This window comes from Embleya hyalina (assembly GCF_003967355.1).
In the GTDB taxonomy this organism is placed as follows: Bacteria; Actinomycetota; Actinomycetes; order Streptomycetales; family Streptomycetaceae; genus Embleya; species Embleya hyalina.
The window spans coordinates 199838-218478 of record NZ_BIFH01000018.1 but is presented as its reverse complement, the minus strand read 5'-3'; the positions used below and the strand labels follow the sequence as shown (position 1 = coordinate 218478).

At 73.6% G+C, this 18641-nt stretch carries 2 protein-coding genes; one reads left to right on the top strand and one right to left on the bottom strand.

Going from position 1 to position 18641, the window contains the following annotated elements; genetic code table 11:
• Positions 1-8: 8 nt before the first annotated feature.
• A complete protein-coding gene (locus tag EMA17_RS16550) occupies positions 9-14963 on the bottom strand; it encodes a type I polyketide synthase (protein WP_126637786.1) in 14955 nt (4984 codons plus the stop codon).
• A gap of 635 nt (positions 14964-15598) precedes the next feature.
• On the opposite strand from EMA17_RS16550, the gene EMA17_RS16545 reads away from it, so the two are divergent.
• Positions 15599-18391: a helix-turn-helix transcriptional regulator gene (locus EMA17_RS16545; RefSeq protein ID WP_126637785.1), complete on the top strand. Its 2793-nt coding sequence runs from the start codon at positions 15599-15601 to the stop codon at positions 18389-18391.
• Positions 18392-18641: the final 250 nt, after the last annotated feature.

Below are 18641 nucleotides of genomic sequence, written 5' to 3'. Positions count from 1 at the left end.
GCCGGCGCTCATCGTGCACGCTCTCCAGGGGTCGGGGGTCCGGATCGATCGGCGGCCGACGGGTCCGGCGGGTCGGGCGCGGAGCGCTCCGGCCGGCCGGCGGACCGCGGGCCCGGCCGTTCGCCGGATCGGTCGAGGCCCAACTCCTCGTCGAGCAGGGTGAACATCTCGTCGTCGCTCACGTCGTCGAAGCCGTCCGGTCGTGCGTCGCCGGCGGCGTCGGGTGCCGTCCCGTTCGGCGTCTCCTCGAACCGCCACACCAGTTCGCGGAGTCGGCGCAGCACCGCCTCCCGCTCGTCGCCCGCGCCCGGCGGCGAGTCGGCGAACGCCGCCTCCAGTCGGTCCAGTTCCCCGAGCAGCGGCGCCGGTGCGGACTCCGGTACCGGATCCAGCCCCGCGTCCAGGAACCGGGCGAGGGCCTGCGGGGTCGGACAGTCGAAGGTCACCGTCGTGGGCAGGCGCAGTCCGGTGGCGACGCCGAGCCGGTTGCGCAGTTCGACCACGGTCAGCGAGTCGAAGCCGGACTCCAGGAAGCCGCGGTCGGAGGAGATCGCGTCCGGCGAGGCGTGCCCGAGGACGAGGGCGCCGTGGCGACGGACGAGGTCGACCAGGATGCGCTCGCGTTCCGCCCGGGAGCGTCCCGCCAACTGCCCGGTGAGCGCCGGTTCCGCGTGGGCCTCGGCTGCGGCGGCCCGCCGGAGCGGGGCACGCACCAGGCCGCGCAGGGGTGCGGGCAGGGCGTCCTGCTCGGCCGCCGCACGCAGGGCGCCGAGGTCGAACCGTACGGCGGTCGGGCTCGCCTGCGCCGTGGTCATGGCCGCGTCCAGCAGCGCGAGGCCCTGTGCGGCCGTCATGGCGACGATGCCGGAGCGGCGCATTCTGGCCAGGTCCTGCTTGCCGAGGTGTCCGGTCATGCCGCTCGCCGCGCCCCACAGTCCCCACGCCACGGAGGTGGCGGGAAGGCCGGCGGCCTGCCTGCGGGCGGCGAGCGCGTCCAGGAAGGTGTTGGCCGCCGCGTAGTTGGCCTGCCCCGGGCCGCCCAGGACGCCGGCGATCGAGGAGAACAGCACGAAGGCGGCGAGGTCGTGGCCGGCGGTCAGCTCGTGCAGGTTGATCGCACCGTCGACCTTGGCCCGCAACACCCGCTCCACGTGTTCGGGGGTCATCGACTCGACCGGTGCGTCGGCCAGGATGCCGGCGGCGTGTACGACCCCGGTCAACGGCGCGGAGTCGGGGATGCGCGCCAGCAGCCGAGCGAGCGCTTCGCGGTCCGCCGCGTCGCACGCCTCGACGACCACCCGCGCCCCGAGACCGGCGAGTTCGGCCACCAGATCCGCCGCGCCCGGGGCGGCCATGCCGCTGCGGCTCGCCAACACCACACCGCGCACGCCGTGTTCGGCGACGAGATGCCGGGCCACCAGAGCGCCCAGGGTGCCCGTGCCGCCGGTAATCAGCACGGTCCCGTCCGGATCGAGCGGCACCGGCATCCGCAACACCAACTTGCCCGTATGCCGGGCCTGCGCCATGAACCTGAAGACCTCGGGCGCGCGCCGCACATCCACGGACCGCACCGGAACCGGCGCCAACACCCCCGACGCGAACAGCGACAACAGTTCGCCGAGCATCACCGCGATCCGCTCCGGCCCGGCCTCCAACAGGTCGAACGCCCGATACACGACTCCCGCAAACGCGGACCCCAGGGCGTCCCCGTCCCGGATGTCGGTCTTCCCCATCTCGATGAACCGGCCACCGTCGGCCGTCAGTCGCAGCGACGCGTCCACGAACTCGCCCGCCAGCGAGTTCAACACCACGTCCACACCACGCCCGCCCGTCGCGGCCCGAAAACGCGCCGCGAAGTCGAGCGTCCGCGAATCACCGATGTGCGCGTCGTCCAACCCCAAGGACCGCAACACGTCCCACTTGCCACGACTCGCCGTCGCGAACACCTCGGCACCCAGATGGCGAGCGATCCGCACCGCCGCCATCCCCACCCCACCGGTCCCGGCGTGGATCAGCACCGACTCGCCGGCCCGCAGCCCGGCCAGCTCCACCAACCCGTGATACGCCGTCAGGAACACCACCGGCACGGATGCCGCCTGCTCCCAGGACCATCCCGCCGGAATCCGGGCAACCGTCCGGTGATCGGCAACGGCGTGCGACCCGAACGCCTCCGGGAACATCCCGAACACCCGGTCCCCGACCACGAAGTCGAAGACGTCCGGGCCCACCTCGGTCACCACGCCCGAGCCCTCGCCGCCCATCGACGCTTCCGCCCCCGGGTACACGCCCAATGCGATCAGCACATCACGGAAGTTGAGCCCCGCCGCCCGCACCGCGATCCGCAACTGCCCGGACCCCAGCGGCTCCAGGGCCTCCGGCGCCGCCACCAGGGCCAGGTCTCCCAGCGTCCGGCGCGAGATCGCGTCCAGTCGCCACGCGTGCGTCGGCGGGGTCAGCGTCCCGTCCCGATCCGCCCGAACCAGCCTCGGCGCGAGCACGACGCCCGACCGCACCGCGACCTGGGTCTCCCGCGCCGCCAGTGCCGTGCGCGCCACCTCGACGGGATCCGCCGCGTCGGCGTCGGCATCCGGGTCGAGGTCGATCAACAGGAACCGGTCCGGGTGTTCGTGCTGCGCCGACCGCACCAGCCCCCACGCGGGAGCGTGTACGAGATCCGGCACCGGGTCGTCGGAGGCCGCCGCCACCGCCCCGCGCGTGACCACCACGAAGCGTGACGTGGCCGATGCGGCGGTCAGCCAATCCCGCATCTCCGTGAGCACGCGGACGGCCGCCGCCTCGACGGCCGAGGCGAGATCCGCGACCGCCGCCGGCATCGGGGTGCAGATGTGGACGGTCAAGTCCGGCCCGGAATCCGGCCGGTCGCCGTCCGAAGCGGGCGCGGCGATGGGACTCCAGACCACGGAGTGCAGGGAGTCCGCCGCCGAGTCGGCGCCCAACCGGTCCCGGTCGACGACGCGCAGTTCGAGCGCCTCGGCCGAGAGCACCGGTCGCCCGGTGCCGTCGGCGGCCCACACCGCGATCCGGTCGGGATCACCATCGACCGGCGCCAGTCGGATCCGCAGCGCCGACGCCCCGACCGCGTGCACCGTCAGCCCCTGCCACCCGAACGGCAACCGCATCGTGCCCGTCCGGGCGGCGTCGACCTCGGCACCGACCAGGCCGTGCAGCGCGGCGTCGAGCAGCGCCGGGTGCACCGCGAAGCGGCCCGTCTCCCCGCCGAGTTCGTCCGGCGACCGCACGTCGGCGAACAGCTCGCCGTCCCGACCCCGGTACAGTGCCCGCAGCCCCCGAAACGCGGGCCCGTAGCCGTATCCGCCGTCGGCGGCACGAGCGTAGAAGCCGTCGAGATCGATCGGTCGCGCACCAGCGGGGGGCCACGCCACCAGGTCGAACGCCGCGTCGGTGCCCCTGTCGGCCAGGAATCCGGCGGCGTGGCGGGTCCATTCGCCGTCCTCGCCCGCCGCCTCGTCCCGGGAGTACACCGCGATGGCCCGGCGCCCGTCGGCGGCCGGCGACTCCACCCGTACCTGAAGGGCGCACGCGCCGTGCTCGGGCACCACGAGCGGCGTATGCAGGGTCAGCTCGTCGACGCGCCCGCAGCCCACCCGATCGCCCGCCTGGACGGCCAGTTCCGCGAACGCGGTTCCGGGCAGCAACACCGTCCCCGCGACGGCGTGGTCGCGCAACCACGGCTGGGCCCGGAGGGAGATCCGGCCGGTCAGTACGACCGCGTCGGCCCCGGCCAGGCGTACCGTCGCCGCGAGCAACGGGTGCCCGGCCGCGACCAGTCCGAGCCCGGCCGCGTCGACCGGTGCGCTCGCGACGTCGTCGAGCCAGTAGAGCCGGCGCCGGAAGGCGTAGGTGGGCAGGTCGAGGTGCCGGCGCACGGTCGACGCGAGCACCGCCGACCAGTCGATCGGGCAACCGCGTACATGCGCCAGCGCGAGTGCCGTCGACAACCCCTCGTGCTCCGGGCGGTCGCGGCGCAGCACGGAACCGGCGGCGACGTCGGGCGGGCCCGCCTCGGTGCCGGTCCCGGCGGCGAGACAGTCCTGCACCAGGGCGGTCAGCACGCCGTCCGGCCCCAGTTCGAGGAAGGTGCCGACGCCCGCCGCGCGCAGTTCCCGCACCCCGTCCGCGAAACGCACGGCACCGCGCACCTGCCGTACCCAGTAGTCCGGTTCGGTCAATTCCCCGGCGCCGGCGAGCCGTCCGGTCAGGGTGGAGACGATCGGCAGGGTGGGTCGACCGAAGGTCACCCCCTCCAGTACATCCCGGAATTCGGCCGTCATCCCGTCCATCCGCGGCGAGTGGGACGCGCGGCTGATCGTCAGTCGTTTGGTCTTGCGCCCGCGCGCCGCGAACTCGGCCGCCACCCGAAGCACCGGCTCCTCGTCGCCGGAGAGCACCACCGACGTCGGACCGTTCAGCGCGGCGATGCCCGCCGTGTCACCGACACCCGCCGCGGCCAGCGCCGCCGTCACCTCGTCCTCGCCGGCCTGTACCGCGACCATCGCGCCACCGGCCGGAAGCGCCTGCATCAACCGCCCCCGCGCCGCCACCACCTCGGCCGCGTCCGCGAGCGACCAGACACCCGCGACATGCGCGGCGGCCACCTCCCCGATCGAGTGACCCAGCAGGAACCGCGGGCGCAGACCGAACGATTCGACCAAGCGGAACAGCGCCACCTCGATCGCGAAGAGCGCCGCCTGGGTGAACACCGTCTCGTCCAACAGCCCTGCGGTGCCCTCCGTCCCGAACACCACATCCCGCACCGAGTACGCGACATGCCCGGCCAGTCGGCGATCCAGCTCCGCCGCCGCGGCGTCGAAACTCGCCGCGAACACCGGGAAGCGAGCGTGCAGTTCGCGTCCCATCCCGACCCGCTGACTCCCCTGCCCCGCGAACAGGAACGCAAGGTCCCCCGTCCCGAGCACCGATCCCCGGACGACGCCCGCCCCGAACTCACCCGCCGCCAGCGCGTCCAGGCCGTCCGACAGCGCGGCGCGCGTGGAACCGACCACCACGGCGCGCTCCTCGAGCGCCGCACGCGACCCGGCCAGGGCCGAGGCGACCGCGGCGAGGTCGAGTTCGGGGTTCTCGTCCAGGTGGGCGGACAGCGCCGCCGCCTGGGCGCGCAGCGCGTCGTCGGACCTCGCCGAAAGGTGCCAGGCCAGGAACCGTTCGCCGGCCACGAATTCCGCGACGTCTTCGGCGTTCGTCGGTTCGGGTTCCTGTTCCAGGAGCACATGCGCGTTCGTGCCGCTCGCGCCGAACGACGAGACACCGGCCCGGCGGGGACGCCCGTCGTCGGGCCACTCGCGCGCCTCGGTGAGCAATGCGACCGTGCCCGCCGACCAGTCGACGTGTGGAGACGGTACATCGCAGTGCAGCGTCCGAGGCAACACGCCCGCACGCATCGCCATCACCATCTTGATCACCCCGCCGACCCCGGCCGCCGCCTGGGCGTGGCCGATGTTCGACTTCAACGACCCCAGGTACAGCGGCCGTTCGTGGTCCCTTCCCTGACCGTAGGTGGCGATCAGCGCCTGCGCCTCGATCGGGTCGCCGAGCGTGGTGCCCGTGCCGTGCGCCTCGACCGCGTCGACGTCCGCGGCCGACAATCCCGCGTTCGCCAACGCCTGCCGGATGACCCGCTGCTGCGCCGAACCGTTCGGCGCCGTCAAACCGTTGCTCGCCCCGTCCTGATTGATCGCCGAACCACGCACCGTCGCCAACACCCGATGCCCGAGCCGCCGCGCGTCCGACAACCGCTCCACGAGCAGCACACCCACACCCTCCGACCAGCCCGCGCCGTCCGCGGCCGCCGAGAACGCCTTGCACCGGCCGTCCGGTGCCAATCCCCGCTGCCGACTGAACTCGACGAAGACCTCCGGCGTGCCCATCACCGTCACGCCACCGGCCAGCGCCATCGAACACTCACCGCGGCGCACGGCCTGAGCGGCCAGGTGCAGCGCGACCAACGACGACGAGCACGCGGTGTCCACGGTCACCGCCGGACCCTCGAACCCGAAGGTGTAGGCGATCCGCCCCGACGCGATGCTGCCGGAGTTGCCGAGCAGCAGGTAGCCGTCCACACCCTCGGGCACCGTCCGCATGCCCGACGCGTAGTCGTGGTACATCACCCCGACGAACACGCCGGTCCGACTGCCGCGCAGCGTGCCGGGATCGATCCCGGCCCGTTCCAGCACCTGCCACGAGGTCTCCAGCAACAACCGCTGCTGCGGATCCATCGCCAACGCCTCGCGCGGCGAGATGTCGAAGAATCCGGCGTCGAACCGCCCGGCGTCGTGCAGGAATCCGCCTTCGCGGGCATAGCTCTTCCCGGAGGCCGCCGGATCGGGGTCGTACAGGCCCTCCAGGTCCCAGCCGCGGTTCGTCGGGAAGGCCGAGACCACGTCCCGGCCGTCGGCGACCAGGCGCCACAGGTCCTCGGGCGACTCCACCCCGCCGGGGTAGCGGCAGGCCATCCCGACGATGGCGATCGGGTCGTCGTCCACCGGCGCGGCGGGCATCGTGGTGGGCGGCGCGTCCCGGGTGCCCAGGAGTTCCCGGCGGACCTCGCGGAGCAGGGCCGCCGGGGTCGGGTGGTCGAAGACGAGGGTGGCGGGCAGGCGCAGGCCGGTGGCCGTGTTCAGCCGGTTGCGCAGGTCGAGGGCGGTCAGCGAGTCGAAGCCGAGCGATTTGAAGGTCGTGGTGAAGACGATGTCGGCACCGGTGGGGAAGCCGAGTACGGCCGCCACGTGTTCGCGGATCACCGCCGCCAGGGCCCGCTCCCGCTCGGCCTCCGAAAGGGCGTCGAGCCGTCGGGCCGGGGTGGGCCCCGACGGAAGCGCATCCGCGCCGGCGGCGACGGGGCGGGCCGGCGTGCGCACGAGACCGCGCGACATGCCCATCGGCAGGCCGCTCCCGACGCGGGCACGGAGCCCGGGCAGGTCCAACACGGCCGGGATCAACAGCGCCTCGGTCGAGCCGAGCGCGGCGTCGAAGAGGCGCAGGCCCTGCTCCGTGGCGAGCGGTCCGACGCCGAACCGGCGCATCCGTCGCCGGTCGGCGTCGCTCATCGCACCGGTCATCCCGCCGGTCTCGCCCCACAACCCCCAGGCGAGCGAGGTGGCCGCGAGCCCGGCGGCGCGGCGGGCGTGGGCGAGCGCGTCGAGGTAGGTGTTCGCCGCCGCGTAGTTCGCCTGTCCCGGGCCGCCCAGGATGCCGGAGACCGAGGAGAAGAGCACGAAGGCGGCGAGGTCGTGGTCGGCGGTCAGTTCGTGCAGGTTGACCGCGCCGTCGACCTTGGCGCGCAGCACGGCGTGCAATCGCTCGTCCGTCATCGCCGCGACCAGTCCGTCGTCCAGCAGTCCGGCGGCATGCACCACCCCCGTCAGCGGGACGCGCAGGCGATCCAACACCGCGCGCAATGTGTCCCGATCGGCCACATCACCGGCCTCGACCACCACCGACGCGCCCAGCGCCGCCAACTCGGCGGCCAACTCCCGTACTTCGGGTGCCTGTTCACCCCGCCGACCGAGCAGCACCAGGTTGCGCACCCCGTGCCGGGAGACGAGACGGCGCGCCACCAGTCCGCCCAACAGGCCGGTGCCGCCGGTGATCAGGACCGTTCCGGCACCGAAGCGATCCACTGCCTCGACGGAGGAGGCGGCGTGCCGGACCAATCGCGGCACCGAAACCGTGCCCCCGCGTACCACCGACTCCCGCTCTCGGGACGCCAGTACGCTCGGGAGGACGGCCATCCAGTCCGCGTCGTCGACGTCCACCACGGCGAAACGATCGGGGTGCTCGGTCGCCGCCGACCGCACCAGCCCCCACACCGCCGACGCCGCGAGGCCCGGCAGCTCCGGGGCTTCCGAATCCGTCGAGACGCCCACCGCGCCCCGCGTCACCACGACCAGCCGCGCCCCGGCGAAACGCTCGTCGGCAAGCCACTCCCGCACCACCGTCAACACCCGAATCGCCATCCGGTGGGCTGCGGCGGCCCGATCGTCGTCCGCCGCCGAGTCGGCGAAGCAGGGCAGAACGACCACCTCGGGGACGCCGTCCGCGGCCATCGACCCCAGATCGGGGGCGTCCGCGCCGAGCACCCGGATCGCACCGGCGAAGGCGGCATCGACCCCGCCGGCCGGAATCCATTCGACGCGGTACAGATCGTGCTCCGCGACGGGTCGCGCCGCGGCGAGCACGTCGTGGGCGATCGGGCGCAACGTCAGCGCCTCGATCACGGCCACGGGTGACCCGGTCGCGTCGGCCAGCGACACCCGGACGGCGTCCGGCCCGGCTGGAGACAGCCGTACCCGCAGGTGGGACGCACCGCTCGCGTGCAGTGTCAGGCCCTTGAAGACGAACGGCAACAGCACCGACTCGCCGCCCCGGGACAGGGCGGCGTGCAACGCGGCGTCGAGCAGCGCCGGGTGCAACCCGAAACGACCCGCGTCCGCCGCTTCGTCCTCGGGCAGCGCCACCTCGGCGTATGTGTCGTCACCCGAGCGCCATGCGGCGCGCAGCCCCCGGAACGCGGGCCCGTACGCATAGCCCCCGCGCTCCAGGTCGGCGTGGAAGCCTTCGAGATCCATCGGCACCACGCCGGTCGGCGGCCAGGTCTCCGACGCGAAGGACGCGTCCCGCGCCGATCCGCCTGCCGAGAGTGTCCCGACGGCGTGCCGGGTCCAGTCCGGCTCCGCCGACTCGTCCCCGCCGCGGGCGTACACGGCGACCGAACGCAACCCGTCGGCCTCGGCCGCGCCGACCACGACCTGGAGGTCCACCGAGCCGTGCTCGGGGATCACCAGCGGCGCCTCCAGGACGAGTTCGGCGAGCCGGCCACAGCCGACCTCGTCCCCGGCCCGGATCGCCAGTTCCGCGAACGCCGTACCCGGCAGCAGCACCGTCCCGGCGACCACGTGATCCCCGAGCCAGGCGTGCGAGGACAACGACAGTCGTCCCGTCGACAGGACTCCCCGCCCGTCCGCCAGGGACACCGAGGCGCCGAGAAGGGGGTGGCGCGCCGGGGCCTGGCCAAGACCGCGCGCGTCACCGTGGGACGCCGAACGGGCCGTCCAATACCGTCGACGCCGGAAGGCGTAGGTCGGCAACTCGACGTCCCGGGCCGTGTGTTCGCCCACGAGCGGCGTCCAGTCCACGGCGAGCCCGTTGACGTGCGCCTCGGCGAGTGCCGTGGTGAAGCGCTCCGGGCCGCCCTCGCCTCGCCGCAACGTCCCCAACACCACGGCTTCGGCCTCGGCGGCTTCGATGGTGGTCTCGATCGGCGTGGTCAACACCGGATGAGCGCTCACCTCGACGAACGCGTCGAACCCCTCCGCCAGCAACAGCCGCACCGTCTCCTCGAAACGCACCGGCTGCCGCAGATTCGCATACCAATAACCACCATCCAAAGCCGCCGTCCCCAACCGACCGGCCGTCACCGTCGAATAGAACGGCACACCCGACACCACCGGCCGCACATCCGCCAACCCCGCCGACAACCGCTCCCGAACCGCCTCCACCCCCACCCCGTGCGACGCATAATCCACCGCCACCCGACCCACCCACACACCCCGCGCCTCACACACCCCCACCAACGCGTCCACCGCACCCGGATCACCCGACACCGTCACCGACGACGGCCCGTTCACCGCCGCCACCCACAACCGACCCCCGAACGGCCCCAACACATCGACCACCTCGGCACGCCCCAACGCCACCGACACCATCGCCCCGGAACCCGCCAACACCGACAACGCCCGCCCCCGCAACGCCACCACCCGCGCACCATCCGCCAACGACAACGCCCCCGCCACACACGCCGCCGCCACCTCCCCCTGCGAATGCCCCACCACCGCACCCGGCACCACACCGAACGAACCCCACAACCCCGCAAGCGACACCATCACCGCCCACAACACCGGCTGCACCACATCCACCCGGCCCAACCACTCCCCCGACCCCGACCGCAACACCGACACCAACGACCAATCCACAAACGGCGCCAACGCCACCTCACACTCCGCGATCCACCCCGCGAACACCGGGAACTCGTCGAGGAGTTCGGCACCCATACGCACCCACTGCGACCCCTGCCCCGGGAACACCAGCACGGTCCGCCCCGAGGAGCGGGCCGCGCCCGAGACCACGCCCGGTAGCGGCTCGTCCGCGCTCAACGCCGCCAATCCGGCGACCAGTTCGGCCCGGTCCGAGGCCAGTACGACGCCCCGGCACGCCAGCGGCGACCGCGACCCGATCAGCGCCGACGCCACGTCGGCCAACCCGAGTTCGGGCTCGTCCCCGACGAACCGCGCCAGTCGGGCCGCCTGCGCCCGCAGACCGTCTCGGCCGTGCCCGGACACCGCGAAGGGGAGCGGCCTGCCCGGACGCGCATCGGGCCCGGGTACCGTCTTCACCCTTTCGGCCGCCGCCTGCTCGACGATCACGTGCGCGTTCGTCCCGCTGATCCCGAACGACGACACCGCCGCCCGGCGCGGACGGCCCACCTCCGGCCACTCCCGGGCCCGGGTCAGCAACTCCACCGCTCCCGCCGACCAGTCGACGTGCGGGGACGGCTCGTCGACGTGCAGGGTCCGAGGCAGTACGCCCGCGCGCATCGCCATCACCATCTTGATCACCCCGGCCACACCCGCGGCGGCCTGGGCGTGGCCGATGTTCGACTTCAACGACCCCAGGTACAACGGCCGTTCGCGGTCCCGACCCCGACCGTAGGTGGCGATCAGCGCCTGCGCCTCGATCGGGTCGCCGAGCGTGGTGCCCGTGCCGTGCGCCTCGACCGCGTCGACGTCCGCGGCCGACAGACCCGCGTTCGCCAACGCCTGCCGGATGACCCGCTGCTGCGCCGAACCGTTCGGCGCCGTCAAACCGTTGCTCGCCCCGTCCTGATTGATCGCCGAACCACGCACCGTCGCCAACACCCGATGCCCGAGCCGCCGCGCGTCCGACAACCGCTCCACGAGCAGCACACCCACACCCTCCGACCAGCCGGTGCCGTCCGCGGCGGCCGAGAACGCCTTGCAGCGGCCGTCCGACGCCAATCCCCGCTGCCGACCGAACTCGACGAACATGCCCGGGGTCGACATCACCGTCGCCCCGGCCGCCAGCGCCATCGAGCACTCGCCGGCGCGCAGGGCCTGCGCCGCCAGGTGCAGGCCGACCAGCGACGACGAGCACGCCGTATCGACAGTGACGGCCGGGCCCTCGAAGCCGAACGTGTAGGCGAGCCGTCCGGACAGGACGCCGCCGGCGTTGCCGGTGAGCCGGTAGCCCTCGGAGCCGTCGGCGGCCGCGTCGAGCCGGGCGCCGTAGTCCTGGCCCATCGCGCCGACGAACACGCCGGTCCGGCTGCCCTTCAAGGCGGCCGGGTCGATCCCGGCCCGCTCGAAGACCTCCCACGAGGTCTCCAGCAACAACCGCTGCTGCGGATCCATCGCCAGGGCCTCGCGCGGCGAGATCCCGAAGAAGTCCGCGTCGAAGTCGGCCGCCCCGGCCAGGAAGCCACCGTGCCGGACGTATCCGGCGCCGGCCTTCCCGAAGCCGGGATCGGAGTCGGAGGCGGAGTCGGAGTCGGAGGCGGAGTCGGAGTCGCGGTCGCGGGCGGGGTCGGGACCCGGGCCGGCGTCCGGGTCGTGGAGCGCCGCCGGGTCCCAGCCCCGGTCGTCGGGGAAGGGCGTGATGGCGTCGCCGCCCGCGGCCACGAGTCGCCACAGGTCCTCGGGGGAGGCGACGCCGCCGGGCAGGCGGCAGGCCATTCCGACGATGGCGATCGGATCGCTGTCGGTCGGCTGTTCCGCCGCCGTGTCGGACTCGGACCGCGCGTCGTCGGACGCGGTGTCGAGAAGCAGGCCGGCCAGATGCCGTACGACCGCCACCGGTGTGGGGTGGTCGTACGCGAGCGTCGTGGGAAGCCGGAGTCCGGTGCCGGTGTTGAGCCGGTTGCGCAGTTCGACGGCACCCGGGGAGTCCAGACCAAGGGCCTCGAACGTCTGCTCGCCGTCGGCCGCGTTCAACGCGGGCCGGTCCAGCATCGTCGCAGCGTGCGCGAACACCAGTTCGTATACGGCCTGTTCCCGCTCCGTACGAGAGAGCCCGGCCAACCTCTCGGCCCACGCGGACCGCGCCTGCCGACGGGTCCCGGCGGGTGCGTCGGCCGTACCACCGACCCTGAAGCGCTCGCGCTGGAACGCGTATGTGGGCAGGTCGACCCGGCGCGCGATCGGGGCGGGGAGCGGGTTCCAGTCGACCGTGACGCCGCAGGTGTACGCCTCCGCGAGCGCGGCGCGGAAGCGCTCGGGGCCGCCCTGACCTCGGCGCAGCGTGCCGAGCGCCGCGGCGTCCGCGCCGGCGTCCTCGATCGTCTCCAGGATGCTCGTGGTGAGCACGGGGTGTGCGCTGGATTCGATGAAGACGTCGTGCCCCTGCTCCAGAAGGGTCCGGACGGCCTGCTCGAAGCGCACGGTCCGGCGCAGATTGGTGTACCAGTACTCGGCGTCGAGGGTGGTCGTGTCCACCGGCGCGCCGGTCACCGACGAGCAGAACGGGATGCGGGACGGGCGCGGCCGGATGTCCGCCAGGTCGCGGAGCAGCGCCGTGCGGGTCCCGGTGACCTGGCCGGAGTGCGAGGCGTAGTCGATCGGGACCCGCCGGGCCCGCATGCCTTGGGCCGCGCAGGCGACGAGGAGTTCGTCGAGTGCGGCCGGCTCGCCCGAGACGACGACGGACGCCGGGCCGTTGACCGCCGCGACCGACAGGCGCCCGTCGAAGGGGGCGAGCAGCACGGTGATCCGCTCGGCCGAGACGCCCACCGAGACCATGCCGCCGCGTCCGGACAGGTCGCGGAGGATGCGGCCGCGCAGCGCCACGACCCTCGCGCCGTCGGCGAGGGTGAGCGCGCCGGCGACGCACGCGGCGGCGATCTCGCCCTGGGAATGGCCGAGCACGGCGGCGGGTCGTACGCCGAAGGAGCCCCACAGTTCGGCGAGCGAGACCATGACCGCCCAGAGCGCGGGTTGTACGACGTCGGCTCGCTCCAGCCGGTCCGCGGACGCCGAGCGCAGGGTCGACACCACCGAGCGGTCGACGTAGGGCGCGAGCGCCGCGTCGCAGTCCGCGATCCGTGCGGCGAACACCGGTGCGGAGTCGAGGAGTCCGACGGCCATGCCGAGCCATTGCGATCCCTGGCCGGGGAAGACCAGCACCGTGCGTCCGGCGGTTCGGGCCCGCCCGGCCACCACGCCCGGCGCCGGTTCACCGGCGGCGAGCGCACGCAGACCCGCGACCGCGTCGGCCCGACCGCCGGCGATCACCACGCCGCGGTGGTCGAACGCCGATCGTGTCGACAGGAGCGAGTGCGCGATGTCGGGCAGACCGAGTTCCGACCGGTCGCCGACGAAGCGGGCGAGCCGAGCCGCCTGGGCCCGCAGGGCCCGATCGGTGCGACCGGAGACGACCAGGGGCGACACGTCGGGGGCGACCGAATCCGCCACGCCGACGGTGTGGGACTCGGTCCCGGCCTCGGACTCGGTCCCGGCCTCCGGCTCGCTCTCGGGCGTGACCTCCACCTCGGAGAGCACCACATGGCAATTCGTCCCACCCATGCCGAACGAACTCACCCCGGCGATTCGCAGCCCCGCCGAATCCACGCCATCCACGGGGTCCGCCGACTCCCCCGGCCCCGGCCCCGGCCACGCCATCGACTCCGTCACCACCGCCAACCGCAGCTCGGCGAACGGGATTTCCGGATTCGGCTCCGCGTGATTCAGACTCGCCGGAATCTCCCCGTGGGAAATCACCAGTGCGGCCTTCACGAACCCGATCACCCCGGCCGCGGCCTCCAGGTGACCGACGTTGGTCTTCACCGAACCCACCGGGAGTGCCCGGTCGGCGTCGCGCCCGGCTCCGAGCACCGCGCCCAGCGCGGCGGCCTCGATCGGGTCGCCGAGCCTGGTTCCCGTTCCGTGCAGCTCGACGTAGCCGACCCGGGCCGGGTCCACGTCCGCGTGCTCGTACGCCCGCCGCAGCACGTCCCGTTGCCCGCTCGCGTCGGGTGCGGTCAGCGTCTCGCCGCCCCCGTCGTTGTTGACGGCGCTGCCGCGCACGAGGCAGTGGATCCGGTCGCCGTCCGCGAGGGCGCGCCGCAGCGGTTTGAGCACCACGACGGCGCCGCCCTCGCCGCGGACGTAGCCGTTGGCCCCGGCGGCGAAGGTATGGCACCGCCCGTCCGGGGACAGTGCGCCGAAACGTTCCAGGCGGTCGGTGGATCGCGCGGTCAGGATCAGGTTGACCCCGCCGGCCAGGGCCGTCTCGGATTCGCCGGCGCGCAGGCTCGCGCAGGCCGTGTGCACCGCGACCAGGGACGAGGACTGGCCGGTGTCGACGGTCAGGCTGGGGCCGCCGGCGCGCAGGAAGTAGGAGACCCGGTTGGCGACCATGCTGCGGTGCCGACCCGTGACGGTATGCGCGGTGGCCGGGTCCGGGTCCTCGGCTCCGAGCAGCGGCGCGTAGTCGTCGGATCCGGTGGCGACGAACACGCCGGTGCGGGTGCCCGCGAGGGTGTCGGGGACGATGCCCGCGTCCTCCAGTGCCTCCCAGCCCAGTTCGAGCATCAGCCGCTGGTGGGGGTCCATCGTGGCGGCCTCGCGCCCGGAGATGCCGAAGAAGGCCGGGTCGAAGCCGTCGATCGAGGCGAGGAAGGACCCGCGACCGGACACGCCACCGATGCCCGGACGGTCCGCGGGCGGCGGTCCGATGGTGTCCGCGCCCGCGCGCAGCAGCCGCCACAGGTCCGCCGGGCCGTGCACGCCGGGCAACCGGCACGCCATGCCGACGACGGCGATCGGCTCGGGCCGGTGCGGACCGGAATCCCGGTTCGCGGACGGGTCGTTGCCCGGGCGGTCCGCACGTACCATGTCAAGCCTTTCGGTTCTCGGCCGGGGTGATCCGCTGTCCGGGCCCGGCGACCGACCCGGTCGGGCACGCCGGCTCCTGCCGGGCGGGCGGTCTCGCGGTCGACCAAGTCTTCGATCGCTCCCGTGGCCCGCGACACCCCTGTTTCCCACCCCTGCGCACCCCGGGCGCCCGCCCCGCCGGGCAGCGCACGCACATGGGAACGTGCCGTCGTTCGCGCCCGCGGCAGGGTCACCGCGCTGGGCGAACACCGTGGTGACAGGGTCGACTCGGCCGACTCCCCCGACTGTTTTCGGGCCACCGTCAGGCTTGCGTCGAGGATTCTCCAACCGCCCCGAATTCCCTGTTAACGTGACCGATGCCAACCGTTTTGCGAGCCCGGCGGATCCCGATGCGGGGAGTCCCCAGCCGGTCGCGCGGTCGGCGACCGGGACGTCGGTGCCACCGCGTGGCACCCGTCGACGTTTTCGTGTCCCCATCACTGGTGTGAAGGAAGGTACATGGAGACCATCGAGCGCGATCACCGTCAGCCGAGCACGCCCACCACATCCACGCCGCCCCTGTTCGAAGGGGTCCTACCCCCGCGACCACTCCATCGCCCGGCACCGACCGACGCCCGGCACGGCGCGAGCGGCACATGAACGCGCGGGATCGTTCGCACGCGACCGCCGCGCTGGTCGAACTCCTCGACGACGCGCTCGCGGGGGAGAGCGGGATCGCCGTCGTCGGCGGCTCGGTGGCCATGGGCAAGACCACACTCCTGGCCACGTTCACCCATCGGGTACGAGCGGCCGGCGGCCTGGTCCGGTCGGCCGTGGGGTCCGAGGCGGAGGCCGGCGTCGTGCTCGGCGTGGTCGCCCAACTGCTGTCCCAGGCGACGCCGTCCGGCCCGGACGGGGCCCGCGCGGACCGACTGCTCGCGATCGCCCGGGCGCATCTGGCGGCCTCACCGCACGGGGCACCGGGCAGGTTGTCCGCGGTGGACGCCGAGATCGTGGAGTCGTTGTGTGCGGTACTGCTCGGTCCGGCCGGGCCCCGCCCCCTGGCCCTCGTGGTGGACGACATCCATCATGCCGATCCGGCCTCGCTCGCCTGTCTGGCCTACCTGGCCCGCCGCATGCACACCGTCCCGCTGTTGGCGGTGTTCGGTCACGCCGATGGGGCGAACGAGCAAAGTACGGACTTCGTCGAGCAGTTGCTCCGGCTGCCGCACGTGCGCAGTGTGCGCCTGGCGCCGCTGGGCCCGGATCAGGTACGGGTCGCGGCGACGGCGGCCGGGCTCGGCGCGCACCGGGCGGAGCAGGTCGCGATTCGAGCGCAGCGGTTGAGCGGAGGCAACCCGCTGCTGCTCGACGGGGTCCTCGACGACTTCCGGCGCGGCGAGCACGCGTCGTCGCCGGGATACTCGCGGGCGATGCTCTCGTGCCTGCACCGGAGCCCGGAGCCCACGACGGCGGTGGCGCAGGCGCTGGCCGTCCTGGCCGATCCGGAGCCGATCGCCCGACTGCTGGGTCTGGAGGCCGGTGCGGTGGCGCGGTGTCTGAGTGTGCTCGAGGCCTCCGGTGTGCTGGAGCGGGGTCGCTTCCGGCATCCCGTGGCGGCAGCGGCGGTCCTGGCGGATCTGGGCCCCGAAGGCACGGCCGCGCTGCACCGGGACGCGGCGGAACTGACGTACGCGAACGGTGCGGACGCGACCGTGGTCGCCGAGCATCTGCTGGCGGGCCGGGGGGTGCGGTCGCCCTGGGCGGTGCCCGTACTCGACGCCGCGGCCTCGTCCGCGCTGGCCGAGGGCCGGAGCGCCCGGGCGGTCGACTGTCTGCGGCTGGCCTGTGCGTTGAGTGAGGACGGCGGCGAACTGGCGCGGGCCACGGTGGCGTTGTTGCGGGCCGAACGACGGGTGGAACCGGGGATTCCGGATCGGCGGATTCCCGATCTGCTTCGGGCGGTGCGCGCCGGCGGCCCGACGGGCGCCCCGCGCGGCGGCCCGGACAGCGGCGAGATCCTGGCCGTGGTGCGGGCGTTGGCGTGGGCCGGGCGCTTCGAGGCCGCCGGCGAGGTGGTGCGGCATCTGGCCGAATCGGGGCGGGCGTCCACCCCCGAGGCGGCGCCCGAACTGCGCGCCGCCCGGATGTGGATCCGCTGCTCGTACCCCCCGCTGCTCGAACTGCTGCCGGAGGTGCGCGACTTCGACGCGGCGGCGCCCGGCCTGCCCGGCACCACCGAGAGTCGGCGTCACCACGACGCGGCGGCGGTGCTCGACTCGGTGTTGACCCGGGGTTTCGACGACCGCGTCGTGCATATCGCCGAAAGGATTTTGCACGGTGTCCGGTTGCACGGCACCGATCTGGACACCGTGGAGTGCGCGCTGCTCGCGCTGACCTACGCGGAACGTCCCGCGTCGGCGCTGCCGTACTGCGACGAACTGATCGCCGCCGCACGGCAGCGGGGCGAACCCGGCAGCCGGGCCCGGCTGCACGCGGTGCGCGCGGAGATCTGTCTCCGTCTCGGCGACCTGCCCGGGGCCGTGCTGCACGCGACCGCGGCCTTCGACCTGGTGCCGATCGGCGCGTGGGGCGCGGCGGTCGGCGCGCCGCTGTCCTGCCTGCTGAACGCGCTCACCTCGATGGGCCGTCGGGACGAGGCGGCCGAACTGCTGTACCTGCCGATCCCGGAGCGTATGCTCCACAGCCGCCCCGGCCTGCACTACCTGCACGCGCGGGGCCGGTACGGCATGGCCGTCGAGGACTGGGAGGGCGCGCTCGCGGATTTCCGGGCCTGCGGCGAACTGATGGTCCGCTGGGGCATGGACGTGCCGGGGCTGATCGCGTGGCGCAACGACGCCGGCGAGGCGTGGTTGCGGATGGGCGAGCGGGACCGCGCCCGGACCGTCCTGGAGGAGCAGGCGAGCCGCAGCGAGCACGGTGGTTCGCCGCGCACCCGCGGCGCGACCTTGCGCCTGTTGGCGGCGACCCACGAACCGCACCGGCGGCTGGCCCTGTTGCGCCAGGCCGTCGACGCGTTGCAGGAGAGCGGGGACCGTTACGAGTTGGCCCGCGCGCTGGCCGACCTGACCGACATGTACAACGCGGTCGGCGAGACCCGCCGGGCCCGGGTGATCGGCTCCCAGGCCAGGATCATCGCGGACACGTGCCGGGCGGAGCCGCTGAGCAGGCTGCTCCCGGCGGACCGGGACCGCCCCGACGCCGAGTCCAAGGCCCCGGCCGCACTGCTCACCGACGCGGAGCAGCGCGTCGCCGACCTGGTGGCCCTGGGCCATACGAACAGCGAGATCGCCAAACTCCTCTACATCACGGTCAGTACGGTCGAGCAACATCTGACGCGCATGTATCGCAAGGTCGGCGTCAACGACCGCGCACAACTGGCCTCGGCCCTGTTCACCGGACCACACACGCGGGCGATCGTCGTCTGACCCGGCCCGACAGCCCGCCGACGCAAGCCCGTTCGCCCCCATCACGCCCCGGCGCCGCGTCCGCCGACAGCCCACCCGCGACCCACCTCGAACACCGTTCCGCAAGCGGGCCACAACGGCGAAACGCGGCGCCGACGTGACGGTTGCCGGGCCACCGAGACGGGCAACACCCAGGGGAAGGCGGCTGTTTTCCGCCACGCGCTCGATGTTTCGCCGGCCGGACCACGGTCCGCCGACCCGACCGCGAAGC